Annotated in this window: 16 protein-coding genes; 5 read left to right on the top strand and 11 right to left on the bottom strand. The window is 63.2% G+C overall.

The features are described from left to right. Positions 1-40: 40 nt before the first annotated feature. Together NKK51_RS25395 and cysG are read right to left on the bottom strand one after the other, a co-directional pair. Positions 41-334 (bottom strand): DUF2849 domain-containing protein, encoded by a 294-nt coding sequence (locus NKK51_RS25395; protein ID WP_352554971.1) that lies wholly within the window; start codon positions 332-334, stop codon positions 41-43. After that, positions 331-1782, bottom strand: coding sequence for a siroheme synthase CysG (gene cysG, locus NKK51_RS25400; RefSeq protein ID WP_352554972.1), 1452 nt, complete (start codon positions 1780-1782; stop codon positions 331-333). The genes NKK51_RS25395 and cysG overlap by 4 nt, the downstream gene beginning before the upstream one ends. Before the next feature lie 420 nt (positions 1783-2202). On the opposite strand from cysG, the gene NKK51_RS25405 reads away from it, so the two are divergent. Together NKK51_RS25405 and NKK51_RS25410 are read left to right on the top strand one after the other, a co-directional pair. Then, the gene (locus tag NKK51_RS25405) at positions 2203-2652 is read left to right on the top strand and encodes a baeRF12 domain-containing protein (RefSeq protein WP_352554973.1); all 450 of its coding nucleotides are present in this window, start codon (positions 2203-2205) and stop codon (positions 2650-2652) included. A gap of 223 nt (positions 2653-2875) precedes the next feature. Continuing rightward, positions 2876-4672: a cation:proton antiporter domain-containing protein gene (locus NKK51_RS25410; RefSeq protein WP_352554974.1), complete on the top strand. Its 1797-nt coding sequence runs from the start codon at positions 2876-2878 to the stop codon at positions 4670-4672. Positions 4673-4742: 70 nt separating this feature from the next. Here the strand turns inward: NKK51_RS25410 and NKK51_RS25415 are convergent, their stop codons facing one another. Then, positions 4743-5552 carry an AraC family transcriptional regulator gene (locus NKK51_RS25415; RefSeq protein WP_023812512.1) on the bottom strand — a complete coding sequence of 270 codons (810 nt, stop codon included), beginning with the start codon at positions 5550-5552 and terminating at the stop codon, positions 4743-4745. A gap of 198 nt (positions 5553-5750) precedes the next feature. Here NKK51_RS25415 and NKK51_RS25420 point away from each other — a divergent pair, with 198 nt between their 5' ends. Further along, positions 5751-6671 carry a zinc-binding dehydrogenase gene (locus NKK51_RS25420; protein WP_352554975.1) on the top strand — a complete coding sequence of 307 codons (921 nt, stop codon included), beginning with the start codon at positions 5751-5753 and terminating at the stop codon, positions 6669-6671. A 13-nt stretch (positions 6672-6684) separates the two neighbouring features. On the opposite strand, the gene NKK51_RS25425 is transcribed toward NKK51_RS25420, so the two are convergent. Then, a complete protein-coding gene (locus NKK51_RS25425; protein WP_023812510.1) occupies positions 6685-7437 on the bottom strand; it encodes an SDR family NAD(P)-dependent oxidoreductase in 753 nt (250 codons plus the stop codon). Between the two features lie 165 nt (positions 7438-7602). On the opposite strand from NKK51_RS25425, the gene NKK51_RS25430 reads away from it, so the two are divergent. Further along, the gene (locus NKK51_RS25430) at positions 7603-7965 is read left to right on the top strand and encodes a nuclear transport factor 2 family protein (protein WP_128303226.1); all 363 of its coding nucleotides are present in this window, start codon (positions 7603-7605) and stop codon (positions 7963-7965) included. Between the two features lie 9 nt (positions 7966-7974). On the opposite strand, the gene NKK51_RS25435 is transcribed toward NKK51_RS25430, so the two are convergent. The 7 genes from NKK51_RS25435 to NKK51_RS25465 form a co-directional block, all read right to left on the bottom strand. Beyond that, entirely contained in the window at positions 7975-10236 is a 2262-nt protein-coding gene (locus NKK51_RS25435; protein ID WP_352554976.1) for a transglycosylase domain-containing protein, read from the bottom strand. 168 nt (positions 10237-10404) lie between these two features. Continuing rightward, positions 10405-11319: a hypothetical protein gene (locus tag NKK51_RS25440; protein ID WP_352554977.1), complete on the bottom strand. Its 915-nt coding sequence runs from the start codon at positions 11317-11319 to the stop codon at positions 10405-10407. A gap of 18 nt (positions 11320-11337) precedes the next feature. Beyond that, entirely contained in the window at positions 11338-11484 is a 147-nt protein-coding gene (locus tag NKK51_RS25445) for a hypothetical protein (protein WP_013529552.1), read from the bottom strand. Positions 11485-11509: 25 nt separating this feature from the next. Continuing rightward, positions 11510-11764 (bottom strand): GlsB/YeaQ/YmgE family stress response membrane protein, encoded by a 255-nt coding sequence (locus NKK51_RS25450; protein ID WP_013529551.1) that lies wholly within the window; start codon positions 11762-11764, stop codon positions 11510-11512. Positions 11765-11874: 110 nt separating this feature from the next. Next, positions 11875-12078 carry a hypothetical protein gene (locus NKK51_RS25455; RefSeq protein WP_013529550.1) on the bottom strand — a complete coding sequence of 68 codons (204 nt, stop codon included), beginning with the start codon at positions 12076-12078 and terminating at the stop codon, positions 11875-11877. 100 nt (positions 12079-12178) lie between these two features. After that, a complete protein-coding gene (locus tag NKK51_RS25460; protein ID WP_031213535.1) occupies positions 12179-12799 on the bottom strand; it encodes a ribonuclease D in 621 nt (206 codons plus the stop codon). 124 nt (positions 12800-12923) lie between these two features. After that, complete coding sequence (locus tag NKK51_RS25465; protein ID WP_352554978.1) at positions 12924-14309, bottom strand: M20/M25/M40 family metallo-hydrolase; 1386 nt, start codon at positions 14307-14309, stop codon at positions 12924-12926. Between the two features lie 415 nt (positions 14310-14724). On the opposite strand from NKK51_RS25465, the gene polA reads away from it, so the two are divergent. Next, positions 14725-17676: a DNA polymerase I gene (gene polA / locus NKK51_RS25470; protein ID WP_352554980.1), complete on the top strand. Its 2952-nt coding sequence runs from the start codon at positions 14725-14727 to the stop codon at positions 17674-17676. Positions 17677-17976 lie beyond the last annotated feature (300 nt).

Raw genomic sequence — 17976 nt, forward strand, 5'->3', positions numbered from 1 at the left:
TGGTCTTTCAGGGCGCGTCCGCCCATGCCTGGTGTCTCGGTTATGCTGCCCGCGCAGCCTGCTTGCCGAGATCGTTGCGAATGGTCGGACCGGCGGCGCGGATCTTCTCGCGCAGCCGCACCGGCTGGACGACGCCGTTGACGACCTCGGCGTCGATCAAATTGACGTCGACCACTTCGTTGGCGGCATAGGCCTTGGCGCCGGTCGCCTCGAACCTGTCCTCGGCTGCCTTGTCATGGGCGAGGTCGGCATGGTCCACCGTCTCGGCCCAGCCGCCATCGGCGTACCAGACGGCAATGCCGTCGGTGAGGCGGTTGGCGGTCAGTATCTTCATTGCTGAACTCCTTCGGCGACCGAACTGGACGCGCCTTCATGCCTGTGTGCCGCCAGCGGCTCGGACCGTTCAAAGTTGGCGCCGGCGACCGCATCGCCGATGATGGTCATGACCGGGCCGGAAAGATCGGTGCGCGTTTCCAGCGACGGCAGGTCGGCAAGCGTGCCGTGGAAGCGACGCCGGTTGGCGAGGCTGGCATTCTCGACCACGGCCACCGCCGTATCTGGCGACAGACCCGCCTCGATCAGCCGTCCGGCAACCTCGGCGGCCACCGAGCGGCCCATATAAACGGCGACGGTGGCGCCGGAAATGGCGAGCTTGGCCCAGTCGGGCAGCGAATTGCCCTTGAGGTCGTGGCCGGTGGTGAACACCATCGACGAGGAGACACCGCGCAAGGTCAGCGGCAGTTCGAAATCGGCGGCGGCGGCAAAGGCCGCGGTGACGCCCGGAACCACCTCATAGGCGATGCCGGCATCGCGAAGTGCCGCCATCTCTTCGCCCGCCCGGCCGAACACCAGCGGATCGCCTGACTTCAGCCGCACGACACGCTTGCCTTCACGGCCAAGCTCGACCAGCAGCGCATTGATCTCAGCCTGGCTCTTGGTGTGACAGCCCTTGCGCTTTCCGACCGGCAGACGCTCGGCATCGCGGCGACCCATGGCAACCACCGCCTCCGGCACCAGCGCGTCATGGACGATGACATCGGCTTCCATCAGCAGGCGGTGTGCGCGCAAGGTCAGAAGATCCTCGGCGCCCGGACCGGCACCGACCAGCGCGATGTGGCCGCGAGCCGGCGCATTCGAAAGCAGGAGATCGACGGCAGCATCATGCGCCTGCGAAAGCTGACCGATTTCAGCCGCGCGCGCAGGAGCACCAGTGAAGAAATCATTCCAGAAGCGGCGCCGGGCATTGCCTCTCGGCAGCAGCTTCTCGGCAGCCCCGCGAAACGAAGCGGCAAGCGTTGCCAGCGGCCCGAGCGACGGCGACAGCATACGGTCGATGCGGCCGCGCAGCATCTGCGCAAGCACCGGCCCGGCGCCTTCGGTGCCGATGGCGATGGCGACTGGCGCGCGGTTGACCAGCGCCGGGGTGAAGAAATCGCAAAGCTCAGGCCGATCGACGGCATTGACCGGAATGCTTAGGCGGCGCGCATCCGCAGCCACCCGACGGTCGAGTTCCTCGTCGCCGCTGGCGGCAAACACCATGATCGCGCCTTCGAGCTGCGATGCGTGGTAAGCGGCGGCAAAATGGCTCGCGCCGGCCTGGGCGACGAAGGCGAGCAGGTCGGGCTCGGCGTGTTCCGCGATAATCCGCAGGACCGCACTCGACTGTCCGATCAGCCGCGCCTTGGCCAGCGCCTCTTCGCCGCCGCCGACGATGGCCACGGCTTCGCCCTCGACCCGCATGAACACGGGGAAGGCATTGAGCTTGGGAGCAGTGTGCGACATGGACGCGAGCGGAATCCTGAATGAGCTTGCAGTTCTACGCGCGGGCGCGAGAAACCAGAAGGAACGCACTCGCGCATCCCTTATCGGGATGCAATTGCTTTTCTGAAAGCATCCCGGCCAAGAGAAAAATATTTCTCGTTTACAGATGGAGCGGATTCAAGCTGCTGTCGCAGGCCTTGTTTTCCGGGTCTTTTAGCGCCCGGGGAGAAAAGCCGCAAAACCGTTTTTTCTAAATTCTACCAAATTAGTAGATTAAAGCCGCGAACTCTGGATAGCCAGAATGTCCAACGCCGACGCGGCTGCCGACTGGAACATTAGTGGCTCGGGGCGCGTTCTCAAAAGGCCTGTCATATCGGATCGAAACCCCGGCTGCGGAACGCCACGAAAGGCCACCACGCGGCTGAAAAGGAGCCTGTCATCATGAACACAATCATACTCAAGCACGGTATCTGGGTCATGGTGGCCGATGGCGAGAAGGCGCTTTTCCTCCGAAACGCCGGCGACAACAAATATCCGAATCTCGAGGTGGTGCAGGAAATGCAGCAGGACAACCCGCCCACCCGCGAGCAAGGCAGTGACAGCCCGGGCCGATACAATGATGGTCCCTCCGTACACCGCAGCGCAGTCGAGGATACGGACTGGCACCGCATCGGCAAGGAGCGTTTCGCCGATGAAATCGCCGCCCGGCTCTACAAGCTCGCGCATGACGGCGAATTCAGCGAGATCGTGCTCGTCGCACCGCCGGTGGTGCTTGGGACAATGCGCAAAAAGCTGCATAAGGAGGTCGGGGACAAGGTGATCGCCGAAATTCCCAAGACATTGACCAACCATGCCATACCGGAAATCGAGGCCTTGCTGCAGGCAGCCTGATCATTGTCGATCGGCCCTGACCGATCGAGACGAATAGCACCGCACAAATTCCGATTTGACCGGCAGCTTTCTCGGCTGCCGGTCAAATATTTGCGGCAGCGCCGTCGATTTCATGGCTTTGCGGGTTGCATCGCCGACATACCATCCACCATATTGCAAACAGGCGGCGGCTTTGGGCGGCGCTCATCCAACATCGCTGTTTTTGAAAGGCGCTCCATAGACAATGCCGCATGACACGCCCCTTATCGCCACCATCGTCGCCGGTCTGGGGCTGGCTTTCGTCTTCGGGGCTCTCGCCAATCGCTTCCGCATTCCGCCGCTGGTCGGCTATCTCGTAGCCGGCGTGCTGGTCGGGCCGAACACGCCTGGCTTCGTCGCCGATGCCGGCCTTGCCAACGAACTGGCCGAAATCGGCGTCATCCTCCTGATGTTCGGCGTCGGGCTGCACTTCTCGCTCAAGGATCTGCTGTCGGTGCGTGCCATCGCCGTGCCGGGCGCCATCGTCCAGATCGGCTTTGCCACCGCACTTGGCGCCGGTCTTGCCTGGATGCTTGGCTGGTCGATGGGCGCGGGGCTGGTGTTCGGCCTGGCGCTGTCGGTGGCCTCGACCGTGGTGCTGCTGCGTGCCCTGCAGGAACGGCGGATGATCGAGACCGAGCGCGGCCGCATCGCCGTCGGCTGGCTGATCGTCGAGGATCTGGCCATGGTGCTGGCGCTGGTGCTGCTGCCGGCGCTGGCCGGCGTGCTCGGCGGTCAGGAGCAGGCTGACGCCCATGCGAGCGGCCTGCTGTCGCTGCCGGCCAGCTACGGCATCTGGGGCGTCGTCGGCATCACGCTGGCCAAGGTCGCCGCTTTCGTGATCGTCATGCTGGTGGTCGGCCGCCGGGTCATTCCCTGGATCCTGCATTACGTCGCCCATACCGGCTCGCGCGAACTGTTCCGGCTGGCGGTTTTGGCCATCGCGCTCGGCGTCGCCTTCGGTGCGGCAAAACTATTCGGTGTCTCGCTGGCGCTGGGCGCCTTCTTCGCCGGCATGATCATGAGCGAGTCCGAGCTCAGCCACCGCGCCGCCGAGGAATCGCTGCCGCTGCGCGATGCCTTCTCCGTGCTGTTCTTCGTCTCGGTCGGCATGCTGTTCGACCCGTTCAGCCTGATCAGCAATGGCTGGCCGATCCTGGCGACGCTGGCCATCATCGTCATTGGCAAATCACTGGCCGCATTCGCCATCGTTGTCGCCTTCGGCTATCCCATCGCCACGGCGCTGATAATTTCGGCAAGCCTTGCCCAGATCGGCGAATTCTCCTTCATTCTGGCTGAACTCGGCGTCGGGCTGAAGCTGCTGCCGGAACAGGGCCGCGACCTCATTCTGGCCGGTGCGATCCTGTCGATTGTCCTCAACCCGATGATGTTCCTGGCCATCGACTGGATGAAGCCGTGGCTGGAACGGCGCGCCGCCAGGACGGCACCACCGGTCGAGGCAAAACCGGTTGGTCCGGCGACGGAGCCGGGCCAGGTAGCCTCTGTCGCGGCAACGACGAAAAAGGAGGACGGCCCGCCTCCAAAGACGGCACTCACCGGCCATGCCATCCTGATCGGCTACGGCCGTGTCGGTGGCCTGGTCGGCTCGGCGCTGAAAGACGCGGCAATGCCCTTCCTGGTCATCGAGGACGCCGACAAGACGCTGGCGAAATTGAAAGCGGACAGCATCGAGACCGTCGCCGGCAATGCGGCCAATGCCGAAGTGTTCGCCGCCGCCAATCCCGAAGGCGCCAGCCGGCTGATCCTTGCCATCCCCAATGCCTTCGAAGCCGGCCAGATCGTGCTCCGAGCCCGCACCGCCAACCCTGGCATCAACGTCATCGCTCGTGCCCATTCCGACGCCGAGGTCGAACATCTCAAGGGTTTGGGCGCCGATACGGTGATCATGGGTGAACGCGAGATTGCGCGCGGGATTGTGGAAGAAGTTCTCGGTCCCAAACCGGAGTTGAGGCGCGAAACCGCCGAGCCATCGGTGGCCTGAGTTCCAAAGCCCAGGCTGCACTCTCGCACGCTGGCACCGTGATCGGCTCGACCACCCTTTCAAGCGAGCATCACGCCACGAATGCAGAGCCGCCATTTTGCGCGATACCACTGAGGTATTTGGCCGGCGGCTTCCCAAGCGCCTTCTTGAACATGGTGATGAAGGCCGTAACGGAACCATAGCCGAGATCGCCCGAGACCTGCTGGACACTCTTGCCGGAAGCCAGTTCCCGAATTGCAACGATCAAGTGCAATTGCTGGCGCCAGCGCCCGAAACTCAGCCCTGTCTCCTTTGTCACAAGGCGGGCGAGGCTGCTTTCGCTGAGCGCGACGCGATTGGCCCATTCCGCCAGTGTGCTGCGGTCGGCGGGGTCCTGCGCCAACGCTTCGGCGATCCTGTTCAAGCGCGGCTCGGATGAGATCGGCAGGTGCAATTGCTGGACAGGCATGCGTGGCAACTCGGTGAGCAGTATCTTGGTCAAGAGCTCGCCCCTCGCCTCGTCGTCCTGCAGCCGATCGGAAAGCTCGATGATCAATTCGCGCAGCAGTGGCGAGATCGAAAGTGTGCAGCACCGCTCCGGCAGGTCGGCGGCGCCCGGCTCTATGTAGACGAAAAAAATCCGGGCGTTGGCGGTTGCGACATTGCTGTGCTCCATGCCGCCGGGGATCCACACCCCGCAATGCGGCGGCACCATCCATAGACCGCTTGGAACGCGGCATGTGACGCCGCCGCCGAGCGCGAAGACGAGCTGGCCTTTGCGGTGCCGATGGGCGGGGACTTCCGCTCGGGTGTCGGGGATGTCGACGCGCACGGCAATCGCCAGCGCGGCTGGGTCATCCACATCGAGATCGAGCCAGGGGTAGCTGAGGGGCTGTCTCATGATTGACTGTTATTAGCGATGAAACGCCACGATAGCTAAATTCTTTAACCGCGAAAGTCGATAGGCTTCGGTTCGCGCAGGGTTGATCTCGTGACGCTGCGCGCCCCCGGCGGTATGGCCCGCTACCTACGTGGGTACTCAGCTTGCAGTGCTTTCCAACGCAAGCTGGCACCGACAAGCCAGCAACAAGGTACGCCCATGCTTGCCCTGGTCATCTCTCCAGAAAACGCGACCGGGTTGAGGCTCGCCGACGTCGCCGAGCCTCAACCGGCCTCGAATGAAGCACTTGTCTCGGTCCACGCGACTTCGTTGAATCGCGGCGAACTGCGCCTGCTTGCCATACGCCCCAAGGGTTGGATACCCGGCCAGGACATTGCGGGGATTGTCGAACGAAGAGCAGCCGATGGTTCCGGGCCAACCGTCGGCGCCCGGGTTGTCGCGTTGGTCGACGAGGCTGGTTGGACCGAACGCATCGCAGTCCCAACCGACCGTCTCGCCGTCCTGCCGGATGACGTCAGCTTCGTTTCCGCAGCTACGCTTCCGGTCGCCGGTACGACGGCGCTGAGGACTCTACGCCATGGCGGGGACCTCGCCGGCCAGCAGGTCTTGATCACGGGCGCAAGCGGTGCGGTCGGTCGTTTCCAGATCCAGCTCGCCCGCCATCAGGGCGGATTCGTGACCGCTGTCGCCGCCGCCCGGCACGCCGAGGATCTCCGCAACCTGGGAGCCAGGCAGGTTGTCGAAGCGATAGACCTGACCGAGGGGCCGTTCTCGCTGATTACCGAGTCGGTTGGCGGTCAAAGCCTCGCATGCGCGATCGAACGCGTCGCCCCTGGCGGGACCATCGTCATGTTCGGCTCGAGCAGCGGCGAACTGACGCCCGTCGGATTCCGCCAGTTCGTTCCGGATCATGAAGGAGCGAGGCTTCAGACTTTCGCGTACTACACGTCTGGTCCAGGCATTGGCGAGGACATCGCCTCGCTGCTCGCTCTGGTCGCAGCCGGCCGGCTCGAAACGCGCGTGGCCTTGACCGTGCCGTGGACAGACATCGCCCAAGCGCTGAACGCACTGCGACAGCGCAGCTTCAGCGGCAAGGCCGTTCTCACCATAACAGGATGAGCATCCTGTTTTGTCACACGTGCTGGCCGCCATTGATGTGAATTTCCGAGCCGGTCACGTAGGACGCCTGCTGCGAGCACAGGAAGAAGATGATGTCGGCGACTTCGGCCGTGGTGCCGAGCCTTCTCAAGGGGATCGTCTCGACGATCTTGTCGGTGCCCGGTGACAGGATCGCGGTGTCGATCTCGCCGGGCGCAATGGCGTTGACGCGGATGCCGTGCGGGCCGAAATCATGTGCCATCTCGCGCGTCAGCGAGCCAAGTGCCGCCTTCGATGTCGCGTAGGCCGTGCCGGCGAAGGGATGCACGCGGGTTCCGGCGATCGAGGTTACGTTGACGATCGAGCCCTTGGCCGCCGCCAGTTCCTTGAACAGGCCGCGCGCCAGCATGATCGGCGCGAAGAAATTGACCTGGAACACGTCGCGCCAGACATGCATCGGCGTGTCGATCGAATCCATGCGGCTGTTGCCGTCCTTGAGCTTCGGCGAAATGCCGGCATTGTTGACCAGCGCATGCAGCTGGCCGCCATGCGCTTCCAGCCGGTGGCGGATTTCGGAGACGGCGATGCCGACATCCTCCTGATCGGCGAGATCGACCTTGATGTGGTCTTCCGGCCCGGCCGGCCACGGGCAGTCCTCGGCGAAAGCCTGCCTGGAGCAGGTGATGACGCGCCAGCCCTCGCGCGAAAAACGCTTGACGGTGGCGTGGCCAATGCCGCGGCTGGCGCCGGTCAGCACGATGGTCTTTCTGGTGTCGAGTTCAGTCATCTCAGGGTCTCCAGCCGGCAGATGTAGCCGAACGCCGCCGAGGTGGCGAGAGGCCGAAATGTCACCATTCACGTCAAAGGAGGAACCGGGAAGCCAACTCGCCGTTGGTTCGGGGAGTGCAGGACAAGGGTGCGGGGTTTCACATCAAATCAATCGGACAGAGCCATGACACAGACAGCACCCCTCGACATCGCCACCGCCTTCACCAAGGCGTGGACAGGCCACGACCTCGAAAAGGCAGCATCCTATGTCGCCGACGACGTCGTTTTTGATGGGCCGATGCAGCAATCGACCGGCAAGGCCCCCTACCTGAAGGGCCTGACCAAACTTTCACAGGATGTGACCGGTGTGCGCATGATCGCTGCTTTCGGCGACGATCACCAGGCGCTGCTGATGTATGACTTGATGACAAAGTCGTCCGGCGCGCTTTCCTGCGCCAAGCACCTCACCGTCCGCGATGGCAAGATTCACAGCGACAAACTGACCTTTGACAGCAAGAAATTGGGCAGCGCCAAGCCACGGAATTAGCGGATCGGATCAGCCGCCAAGGAGGTCGAGGATCGAGGTCTGCCGCTTTTTGCGCGGACCGCCGACGTCGCCTGGCGGCACCGGGTGCTTGATCGATGCGGTGGCGCCGTCATCCTCTGGCATGGAAAGGCCATCGGCATCGACGGTTTGGGCGGGACGGGCTGCGCGGGACGGCGCTTGGGCAACCGGCGCTGCTGGCCGCGCCGGAACCTGCTGGCCGACCGACGTTGACGGAACCGGCGCCGTGTTGTTCGCCGAGGGGATCTCGTCGGGGACGATTGTGTCGGCCGGCGTCGATTTCCAGGTGCCGGGCAGCGGCCGCACCGGCACACCCTCGTGGGCCGCAACCATGAACTCGTGCCAGGCCTGCGCCGGCAGTGCGCCGCCGGTGACCTTCTTCATCGGGCTGCCATCATCATTGCCGAACCACACACCGGTGGTGAGGTTGGCGGTGTAGCCGACGAACCAGGCGTCGCGCGAATTCTGACTGGTGCCGGTCTTGCCGGCCGATGGCCAGGCGAAAGCCGCTTTCCGGGCAGTGCCGATCTCAACCGTGCCCGTCATCATCGAGTTCATCATGCCCACGATCTCAGGCTTGACGACGCGCGGCGCGCTGCCGCCGCCGCTGTCGTAAAGCACTTTGCCCTCGGTGGTCGTCACGCGCCGGATGAAGTGGATGTCGGGCTTGTAGCCGCCATTGGCGAATGGGACATAGGCCGAGGTCAGCTCCAGCGGCGTCACTTCCGAAGTGCCGAGCGCGATCGAGGTGTTGGCTATCAGGTCGGACTGGATGCCCATGCGGTGGGCCGCCTCGACTACCGCGTTCGGCCCGACCTCCATGGTCAGCTGCGCGGCCACCGAGTTCAGAGACTTGGCCAGCGCGGTGGCCAGCGTCACCTTGCCGAAATACTTGCCGCCGTAATTGTCGGGTGTCCAATTGCCGATCTTGATCGGCGCATCGTTGCGGATGCTGTCGGGCGTGCGACCGGCTTCGAGCGCGGCCATATAGACGAACGGCTTGAACGCCGAGCCCGGCTGGCGACGTGCCTCCGAAGCACGGTCGAACTGGCTCGTCGAATAGTCGTAGCCGCCGACCATGGCGCGCACCGCGCCGGAATCGTCGATCGACACCAGGGCGCCCTGGCTGACGTTGAGCTTCTTGCCGCTGTCGTCGATCAGCCTGCGGATCGACTGTTCGGCGAGCTTTTGCAGGTTCAGGTCGACGGTGCTGTCGATGACGATGTCGCCGCGCACGTCGCCGATCAGGTCGGGCAATTCTTCCATGATGGTGTCGGCGACGTAATTCTCCGAGCCGGTCCAGTAGGACGGCGCACGCGTTGCCGGCGCGCTCATTGCCGAGGTCAGTTCCTTGGCGCTGATCTTTCCCTCGTCGCGCATGGCGGCAAGCACCAGTTGCGAGCGTTCCTCGGCGGCCTTCGGATCGCGTGCCGGCGACAGCCGCGACGGCGCCTTCAACAGGCCGGCAAGCAATGCGGCTTCCGACAGGGTGACGTCACGCGCGCTCTTGCCGAAATAGCGGCGCGAGGCGGCCTCGACGCCATAGGCGCCGGAACCGAAATAGACCCGGTTGAGGTACATTTCGAGAATCTGGTCCTTGGTGTGCTTGTGCTCCAGCCACAGCGCCAGCAGCACCTCCTGCACCTTGCGCTCCAGCGTGCGGTCCGGCGTCAGGAACAGGTTCTTGGCCAATTGCTGGGTCAGCGTCGAGCCACCCTGCGAGAAATGCCCGCCAAGCACATTGGTGACCATGGCGCGAGAAAGCCCGATCGGGTCGATGCCGAAATGCGAGTAGAAGCGCCGATCTTCGATGGCGATGACGGCTTCCGGGATATAGGGCGACATTTCATGCAGGCCGACGGCCTCGCCGCCGCTCATGCCGCGATTGGCGAGCAATTGGCCGTCAGCAGAGACGATCTTGATGTTGGGGGCGCGGTCGGGAATCGACCATGTCGTCGCCGCCGGCATCTTGGCGCCATAGTAAACGACGATGCCGGCCACCGCGATGCCGCCCCAGATGGCGAACACAAAGCACCAGTAGAACAGCCGGCCGAGCACGCCGAACAGGCCGCGCCGGCTTCTGCCGCGCTTGACCCGCGACGATTTCCCTTTGGCCGGCTTGCGTTTTGCGGAAGCTTTGCGATTGCTCGGCACGACGCGATCCTCCTCGTTCACCGAAAGACCCGCCGAGGACCGCGCCTGCGGCGGCCCCTCGAAACTGGGTTCGATGCGACTGTCCCTGCGGTTCGCCATGCGCTGTGCTTGATATCCCCGATGCCTATGGCGTTCGGGTTGAAGAGTAGATGCGGCGGTTTAAAGGCGGGTTAAGTCGTGTTCGAATGCCGGCCTTGGCGTTGGGCAGCGAAAAGGCCAGCGTCTGCTCTTTGCAGGCCACTGCCACCACGCTGTTCGATGTCTCGTTCAGATAGGCTCGAACTTCACATCCGGCTGGTCGGGACCGCCGGCTTGCCGCAACAGCGCGAGAATGTGTTCGCCCCTGTCAGCCGGCTGTCGCCTCCAGTTCGAGGCGTTCGTCACGTGCAGCCAGCCATCGACCACCATGAAAAAATCCTCGGATTGATCATGTCCAGCGCCGAAGCGAAGCGATTTGTTTTCAGCGAACCGAACCATCGCCGGGTCGATCGACCTGTAGAGCACCGGCCAGTTGCCGCCGCCGGAATCCATATGGAACTTGTAGCTCGGGGCGAAATCCAGCCGCCGCCGCAACAGGCTTCCATCGAAAAAACAGAAGCCGGGCCACAAGAACCAGCCGCCTGGTGTCGGCGTATCGCGCCGCACGCTGCCGTAGAGGCTCTTGCCCTTCATCCGGTCGCGGATCGAAAATGGTTCAGTTGGAAAGATGTCATGATCGATGAAGCCGAAAAGCTTCGGCCCGAACCCAGGCAAGAAATTCCGCACGATCCAGTTGAGCGCTTGACCGTGCGATCTGCTGACGACCAGCCTGTTCTTCGGCAATGCGACATAGGGGACATGCTGGCGACGGCAGAGATCGCGGATCGCTTTCCTCGCCTCGTCCTTCTTGCTGTTGTCGAAGACGATGTAGCTCTCGTGCTCGGCAAGGTATCGGCGCACCAGGTGGATCTGCCATTCGATCACGTCGGGCCGGTTGAAGGCCACGGTGGCGACGACCGCATCACGGAATACCTGCTCTTGCCCCTGCAATTCGCTGACCGGCGCGGATGTCCTCAGAAAGCGAAACACCCGCCAATGATAGCGCAGCAGCGCCTCACGCCTCGGCGGCCTGTTCAGCCTCTCCCATTCCGCCACGGTAAACCCAGGCTGATCGACGCCTTCCGGGGCGTCAGAAGCAACCATGTCGCGCTCCCGCATGGCTTAGTTCTGCTGGATCGAAATGCCCTTGTCGTCGATCTTGAGTTCGACGCCTTTGGGTTTGGTCTGCTCGCGATAGACGTAGATGCCGAGCGCAATGACCACGACGACGAGCGCGCCAATGACGAGATAGAGCGTATTCTGTTTCATGGCGCGCTCTTTGCGTTGTCGAGCCTCAGGCTCGTTTCAGGACCTTGACCAGCACCAGCAGGATGATGGCGCCGATTGTGGCATGGATGATCGCGGCGAGAGTGCCGCCGCCGATGGAAAATCCGATCCTCGGGAACAGCCAGCCAGCGATGAACGCGCCGACGATACCGACAATGATGTTGCCGATCAGACCGAAGCCGAAGCCGGAAACGATAAGACCGGCGAGCCAGCCGGCGATGGCACCGATGATGATGAAGACGAGCAGGCTTTCGACACCCATAGAGAGTTCCTCCGAGCAAGAGGACGACGGCGGAACGGAAAGCTCCGAATCGGCCTCGATATCAACAGCTTCAGGCTATTCGAAAGCGGCCGGCCTCACCAGCGGCGCCATCATTGATCGTCATCGTCGCTTGCGGCAGGGCGCCAACTGGTCGGCTCGACCTTCTTTTGCGTGTGACTGTCGATATAGACCCACCAGCCGTCGTCGCGATATTGCGCGATGGATTCGTTGATGACGCCGTCGCTGTCCTTCCAGGTCACGGAGACCTTGGAGCCATCTGTCGGTGCGGTCGCAATCGGCTTTCTGTCCGCCATGTCATCATCCCCCAATTGCACCGACAAACTGAGCCGACAGAACGCGGCGGCCTGCATCCGGTTCCAAACGCTCACCGGCCGCGGAGCGCGCCGACGACCGTCAGCTATGGGCGAAGATATCCTCTTCGTCCCAGCCCATCAGGTCAAGCTTGGCACGCGTCGGCAGGAAGCGGAAGCAGGCATCGGCTTCCTTGATCCGCCCATCGCGCGCCAGCCGTCCGGCCAGCACATCGCGCAACCGGTGCAGATAGAGCACATCGGAAGCTGCATATTCGAGCTGTTCGGGCGACAGCGTCTCGGCCGCCCAGTCCGACGATTGCTGCGCCTTGGAGAGGCCGACGCCAAGAAGCTCGAAGCAGATGTCCTTCAGCCCGTGGCGGTCGGTGTAGGTGCGGGTCAGCCGCGAGGCGATCTTGGTGCAGAACACCGGCTCGGGCATGACGCCGAACGCATTGTAGAGCACGGCAAGGTCGAAGCGTCCGTAGTGGAACAGCTTGGTTACGCCGCGGTTCCGCAGCAGGCTGACGAGGTTCGGCGCCTTCTTCTGGCCGGGCGCGATCTGGATCACATCGGCCGTGCCGTCGCCAGGCGAAATCTGCACCACGCACAGCCGGTCGCGATGCGGATTGAGCCCCAGCGTTTCGGTGTCGATGGCCACTGCCCCGACATTGTAGTGCGAGAGGTCGGGCAGATCATGCTTGTGGAAACGGATATCGGCCATTGTCTTCTCCGGTCGAGCCTTGCGCGTCCCTTGACCCGCAAGGGACGCTGTAGCGCTTTGTCTTGTGGCCCGTCCTCGCCGCGTTCCGCTGAAAAATCAACTGAAAGTTGATTTTCACGCCGCGTCAGCGGGTCAGCGCATCGAGAATCCGCGCCCAGGAGCGCTGGCCCTTGTGGAAGGAGCTGAGCTCGTATTTCTCGTTGGGCGAGTGGATGCGGTCGTCGTCGAGGCCGAACCCGACCAGCAGCGATTCCATGCCGAGATAGGTCTGGAAGTCGCCGACCACCGGTATCGACCCGCCGCTGCCCGTCGTCACCGCCGGCTTCGGCCATTCGTCGGACAGCGCATCCTTGGCCTTGGCCAGGAAGGGCGAGTCGTAGGAAAGCTGGATTGCCGGCGAGCCGCCATGCGGATGGAATTCGACCGAGCAGTCGGCCGGAATCCGCTCCTTGACGAATTTCTGGAACGCCGCGCGGATTTTCTTGGGATCCTGCTTGTGTACGAGGCGAAACGACACCTTCGCCGAGGCTTCGGCCGCGATCACCGTCTTGAAGCCCTTGCCGGTGTAGCCGCCGATGATGCCGTTGAACTCGGCCGTCGGCCGCGCCCAGGTCAACTCCAGCACGGAGCGGCCCTTTTCGCCCGACGGGATCGACAGGCCGACTGGCCCGAGGAACGTCTCGGCCGTCTCGCCCAGCGTCTCCCAAGATTTCAGGATCTGCGACGGCGTTTCCTCGACGCCGTCATAGAAGCCGGGAATGGTGATGTGACCGTCCTTGTCGTGGATATCGGCCAGCACCTTGGCCAGGATGCGGATCGGGTTGGCGGCGGCACCCCCATAGAGGCCCGAATGTAGGTCGCGATCGGCCGCCTTCACCGTGATCTCCTCACCGACCAACCCGCGCAGCCCGACGCAGATCGACGGCGTGTCGCGGTCCCACATGCCAGTATCGCAGACCAGCGCGAAATCGGCCTTGAGTTCGTCGGCATTGGCTTCGAGGAACGGCTTCAACGAGGGCGAGCCGGATTCCTCCTCGCCCTCGAACAGGATGGTGATGCGGCAAGGCAGATTGCCATGCACCTGTTTCCAGGCGCGGCAAGCCTCGACGAAGGTCATCAACTGGCCCTTGTCGTCGGCCGACCCGCGTCCGGTGATTACCTTGTGATCCGGCCCGACCTCCTTGACAGCAGGCGCGAACGGATCGCTTTCCCACAATTCGATCGGATCGACCGGCTGAACGTCGTAATGGCCATAAAACAGCACATGCGGCGCACCGGCCGGCCCGTCATGATGCGCAACCACCATCGGGTGTCCGGGCGTGTCGCGAACGCTGGCCTCGAAGCCGATCAGCTTCAATTCGGCCACCAGCCATTCCGCTGCCTTGCGGCAGTCGGCAGCATAGGCCGGATCGGTGGAGATCGACTCGATCCTGAGCAGGCCGAACAGGTGTTCGAGGCTCTGGTCGAGATTCTTGTCGATACGGTCGAGGACGGGGGAAACTGCGGACATATGTGAAGCCTTTCGATTCAGAACCCGAACCGTAAAGGCAGGACAGCAAAACGAAAAGCCCGCGATCATTGGACCACGGGCTGCAAACGTCTGTCTGGGATAAAAAAGGCCGCCGTGGTGGAGGGGGAACCACGGCGGCCTTCTACTCGAAACGATGCGGCAGCCCGGAGAGGGGGGATAGGCTGCCGCAGGTGTCCGGGATAGGCGGGGGACGGGCCTTGCTCCGGACTCGGCGAAAACTGCCGATGACGTGTATTTGGGTCTCTGAACATGGCGATTCAAGGGCACGAAAATTACAGTTTTGTAACATAGGCGTGAGCGGGGTGACGGCGATCTGTCAGGGTGTTGCCGGAACCGATAGTCGAGGCTGCCTTTGGCATGGACCAAGCCGCCGCGCCGCGCTATCCCTGCCGACATGAAAAAAGGCGATCATCTCTTCCTTGTCGACGGCTCCGGCTACATCTTCCGTGCCTATCACGCGCTGCCGCCGCTGACCCGCAAATCCGACGGCCTGCCGGTGGGCGCCGTTTCCGGCTTCTGCAACATGCTGTGGAAGCTGATGCTCGACGCCCGCAACACCGATGTAGGCATTGTGCCAACGCATTTCGCCGTCATTTTCGACTATTCGTCGAAAACCTTCCGCAACGACCTCTACCCCGAATACAAGGCCAACCGCTCGGCACCGCCGGAAGATTTGATCCCGCAATTCGGCCTGATCCGCCAGGCGACCAGGGCGTTCAACCTGCCCTGCGTCGAGATCGAAGGCTACGAGGCCGACGATCTGATCGCCACCTATGCGAGGCTGGCCTGCGAAGCTGGCGGCGACACCACCATCATCTCCTCCGACAAGGATCTGATGCAGCTGGTCGGCGACACGGTCGCCATGTACGACCCGATGAAGGACCGCCAGATCGGCATTCCGGAAGTCATCGAAAAATGGGGCGTGCCGCCGGAGAAGATGGTCGATCTGCAGGCACTGACCGGCGATTCGGTCGACAATGTGCCTGGTGTGCCCGGCATAGGGCCGAAGACGGCGGCGCAACTGCTCGAACAGTTCGGTGACCTCGACACGCTGCTGGCCCGGGCCGGCGAGATCAAGCAGGACAAGAGGCGCGAATCGATCATCGCCAACGCCGACAAGGCGCGCATTTCGCGTCAGCTGGTGACGCTGATGAACGATGTGCCGGTCGCCGAGGGACTGGACGATTTCGTCCTGCACGCGCCGGACGGCCCGAAGCTGATCGGTTTCTTGAAGACCATGGAATTCACGTCACTGACCCGCCGTGTCGCGGAGGCGACCAGCACCGAGGCCGGCGATGTCCAGGCCGTCGCGGTCACCGTCGAACGCGCCGACCATGCCCATGGCCCGGATGTTGGGGCCGGTTTGCCGCCGGTTGCCCGAAACGCGTCCGGCACTGGATCGGACGAAGCCGACGGGACGGCGGAGACGTCAAAACAAGGCGATACCCCTTCCCTGCTCGCGGCACTAAGGCTGGAGCGCGCGGCCACCGGCAAGATCGACACTTCGGCCTATCACTGCATCCGCGATATCTCGGCCCTGAAAGCCTGGGTCGCCGAGGCGCGAGAGGCCGGCATCACCGCCTTCGATGTCAGGGCAACATCGGCTGATCCGATGCAGGCCGAACTGATCGGCATGGCCATCGCCACGGCGCCCGGGCGCGCCGCCTATATCCCCTTTGCCCACATGAGCGGCAATGGCGACCTGCTCGGTGGTGGCGCGCTCGAAAACCAGATACCGCTTCGCGAGGCGCTGGCTGTGCTGAAACCGCTGCTCGAAGACAGATCGGTTCTCAAGATCGCGCAGAACCTGAAATACGATCTTGTCATCATGAGCCGCTACGGCATCGATGTCGCACCGTTCGACGACACCATGCTGATCTCCTACGTGCTCGATGCCGGCACGCCCCATGGTCACGGCCTGGACTCGCTAGCCGAGAAATGGCTGGGTCATACCCCTCTCCTGCTCAAGGACGTCACCGGCTCCGGCAAAAGCTCCGTCGGTTTCGATCAGGTCGACATCGACAAGGCGACCGCTCATGCCGCCGAAGACGCCGATATGACGCTGCGGCTCTGGCTGGTGCTGAAACCGCGGCTTGCCGCCAAAGGCCTAGTGTCGGTCTATGAGCGGCTGGAGCGGCCGCTGGTGCCGGTGCTGGCGCGCATGGAACAGCGCGGCATCTCGGTCGACCGGCAGATCCTGTCGCGGCTCTCGGGCGAACTAGCCCAGGGCGCCGCTCGCCTCGAAGAGGAAATCTACCAGCTCATCGGCGAGCGCATCAACATCGGCTCGCCAAAACAGCTTGGCGACATCCTGTTCGGACGCATGGGCCTGCCCGGCGGTTCCAAGACCAAGACCGGCCAGTGGTCGACCTCGGCGCAGCTTCTTGAAGATCTCGCCGCGGAAGGCCACGAACTGCCGCGCAAGATCGTCGACTGGCGCCAGCTGACCAAGCTGAAATCGACCTATACCGATGCGCTGCCCGGCTTCATCCACCCCGACACCAAGCGCGTCCACACCTCCTACGCGCTGGCGGCGACGACGACGGGACGCCTGTCGTCCTCCGATCCGAACCTGCAGAACATCCCGGTGCGCACCGCCGAAGGCCGCAAGATCAGGACCGCCTTCATCACCGACAAGAGCCATCGGCTGGTCTCGGCCGACTACAGCCAGATCGAACTGCGGGTGCTCGCCCATGTCGCCGAGATCCCGCAATTGCGGCAGGCTTTCGCCGACGGCGCCGATATCCACGCCATCACCGCGTCTGAGATGTTCAACGTGCCGGTCGAGGGCATGCCTTCGGAAGTCCGTCGCCGCGCCAAGGCGATCAATTTCGGCATTATCTACGGCATCTCGGCCTTCGGCCTCGCCAACCAGCTGTCGATCCCGCGCGAGGAGGCCGGCAACTACATCAAGAAATATTTCGAGCGCTTCCCCGGCATCCGAGACTATATCGAGGAGACCAAGGCCTATGCCCGCGAGCACGGTTTTGTCGAAACGATCTTCGGCCGCCGCATCCATTATCCGGACATCCGCTCGTCCAACCCCTCGATCCGCGCGTTCAACGAGCGCGCCTCGATCAACGCCCGATTGCAAGGCACCGCCGCCGATATCATCCGCCGTGCCATGATCCGCATGGAGGAGGCGCTGGAAAAAGCAGGGCTTTCCGCACGCATGCTGCTGCAGGTGCATGACGAACTGATTTTCGAGACCGTCGAGGCGGAAGTCGAGGCGACGATCCCGGTCGTGCGTCACGTCATGGAAAACGCGGCGATGCCGGCGGTATCGATGTCGGTGCCGCTGCATGTCGATGCGCGGGCCGCCAACAACTGGGACGAGGCGCATTGAAGCCTATCGTGGGCATCGGTCGCGATCCTTCACACCCCCCTCTGTCCTGCCGGACATCTCCCCCGCAAGGGGGGAGATTGGCAGCTTCGCGGGCAGCGCTTTTATTTCAACGCTGGTAATTGGTGGAAGCAGAAACGATATCCGATCTCCCCCCTTGCGGGGGAGATGTCCGGCAGGACAGAGGGGGGTGCTGTCCCGCCAGCATCGAAGGTTTCTTCACGCCTGACTTGGCTTCACGCCGCTTCCGCCAAACACTTGGCACACGTCCCGCGAAACTCGATCACCGCCTTCTTGGCGGCG

Origin of the sequence: Mesorhizobium sp. M0011 (assembly GCF_040324155.1) — a bacterium.
GTDB lineage: Bacteria > Pseudomonadota > Alphaproteobacteria > Rhizobiales > Rhizobiaceae > Mesorhizobium.

Excerpts from the sequence above, each read along its gene's own strand:
- NKK51_RS25395 (WP_352554971.1), bottom strand. The coding sequence starts at position 334 with ATGAAGATACTGACCGCCAACCGCCTCACCGACGGCATTGCCGTCTGG.
- cysG (WP_352554972.1), bottom strand. The coding sequence starts at position 1,782 with ATGTCGCACACTGCTCCCAAGCTCAATGCCTTCCCCGTGTTCATGCGG.
- NKK51_RS25405 (WP_352554973.1), top strand. The coding sequence starts at position 2,203 with ATGAACACAATCATACTCAAGCACGGTATCTGGGTCATGGTGGCCGAT.
- NKK51_RS25410 (WP_352554974.1), top strand. The coding sequence starts at position 2,876 with ATGCCGCATGACACGCCCCTTATCGCCACCATCGTCGCCGGTCTGGGG.
- NKK51_RS25415 (WP_023812512.1), bottom strand. The coding sequence starts at position 5,552 with ATGAGACAGCCCCTCAGCTACCCCTGGCTCGATCTCGATGTGGATGAC.
- NKK51_RS25420 (WP_352554975.1), top strand. The coding sequence starts at position 5,751 with ATGCTTGCCCTGGTCATCTCTCCAGAAAACGCGACCGGGTTGAGGCTC.
- NKK51_RS25425 (WP_023812510.1), bottom strand. The coding sequence starts at position 7,437 with ATGACTGAACTCGACACCAGAAAGACCATCGTGCTGACCGGCGCCAGC.
- NKK51_RS25430 (WP_128303226.1), top strand. The coding sequence starts at position 7,603 with ATGACACAGACAGCACCCCTCGACATCGCCACCGCCTTCACCAAGGCG.
- NKK51_RS25435 (WP_352554976.1), bottom strand. The coding sequence starts at position 10,236 with ATGGCGAACCGCAGGGACAGTCGCATCGAACCCAGTTTCGAGGGGCCG.
- NKK51_RS25440 (WP_352554977.1), bottom strand. The coding sequence starts at position 11,319 with ATGGTTGCTTCTGACGCCCCGGAAGGCGTCGATCAGCCTGGGTTTACC.
- NKK51_RS25445 (WP_013529552.1), bottom strand. The coding sequence starts at position 11,484 with ATGAAACAGAATACGCTCTATCTCGTCATTGGCGCGCTCGTCGTCGTG.
- NKK51_RS25450 (WP_013529551.1), bottom strand. The coding sequence starts at position 11,764 with ATGGGTGTCGAAAGCCTGCTCGTCTTCATCATCATCGGTGCCATCGCC.
- NKK51_RS25455 (WP_013529550.1), bottom strand. The coding sequence starts at position 12,078 with ATGGCGGACAGAAAGCCGATTGCGACCGCACCGACAGATGGCTCCAAG.
- NKK51_RS25460 (WP_031213535.1), bottom strand. The coding sequence starts at position 12,799 with ATGGCCGATATCCGTTTCCACAAGCATGATCTGCCCGACCTCTCGCAC.
- NKK51_RS25465 (WP_352554978.1), bottom strand. The coding sequence starts at position 14,309 with ATGTCCGCAGTTTCCCCCGTCCTCGACCGTATCGACAAGAATCTCGAC.
- polA (WP_352554980.1), top strand. The coding sequence starts at position 14,725 with ATGAAAAAAGGCGATCATCTCTTCCTTGTCGACGGCTCCGGCTACATC.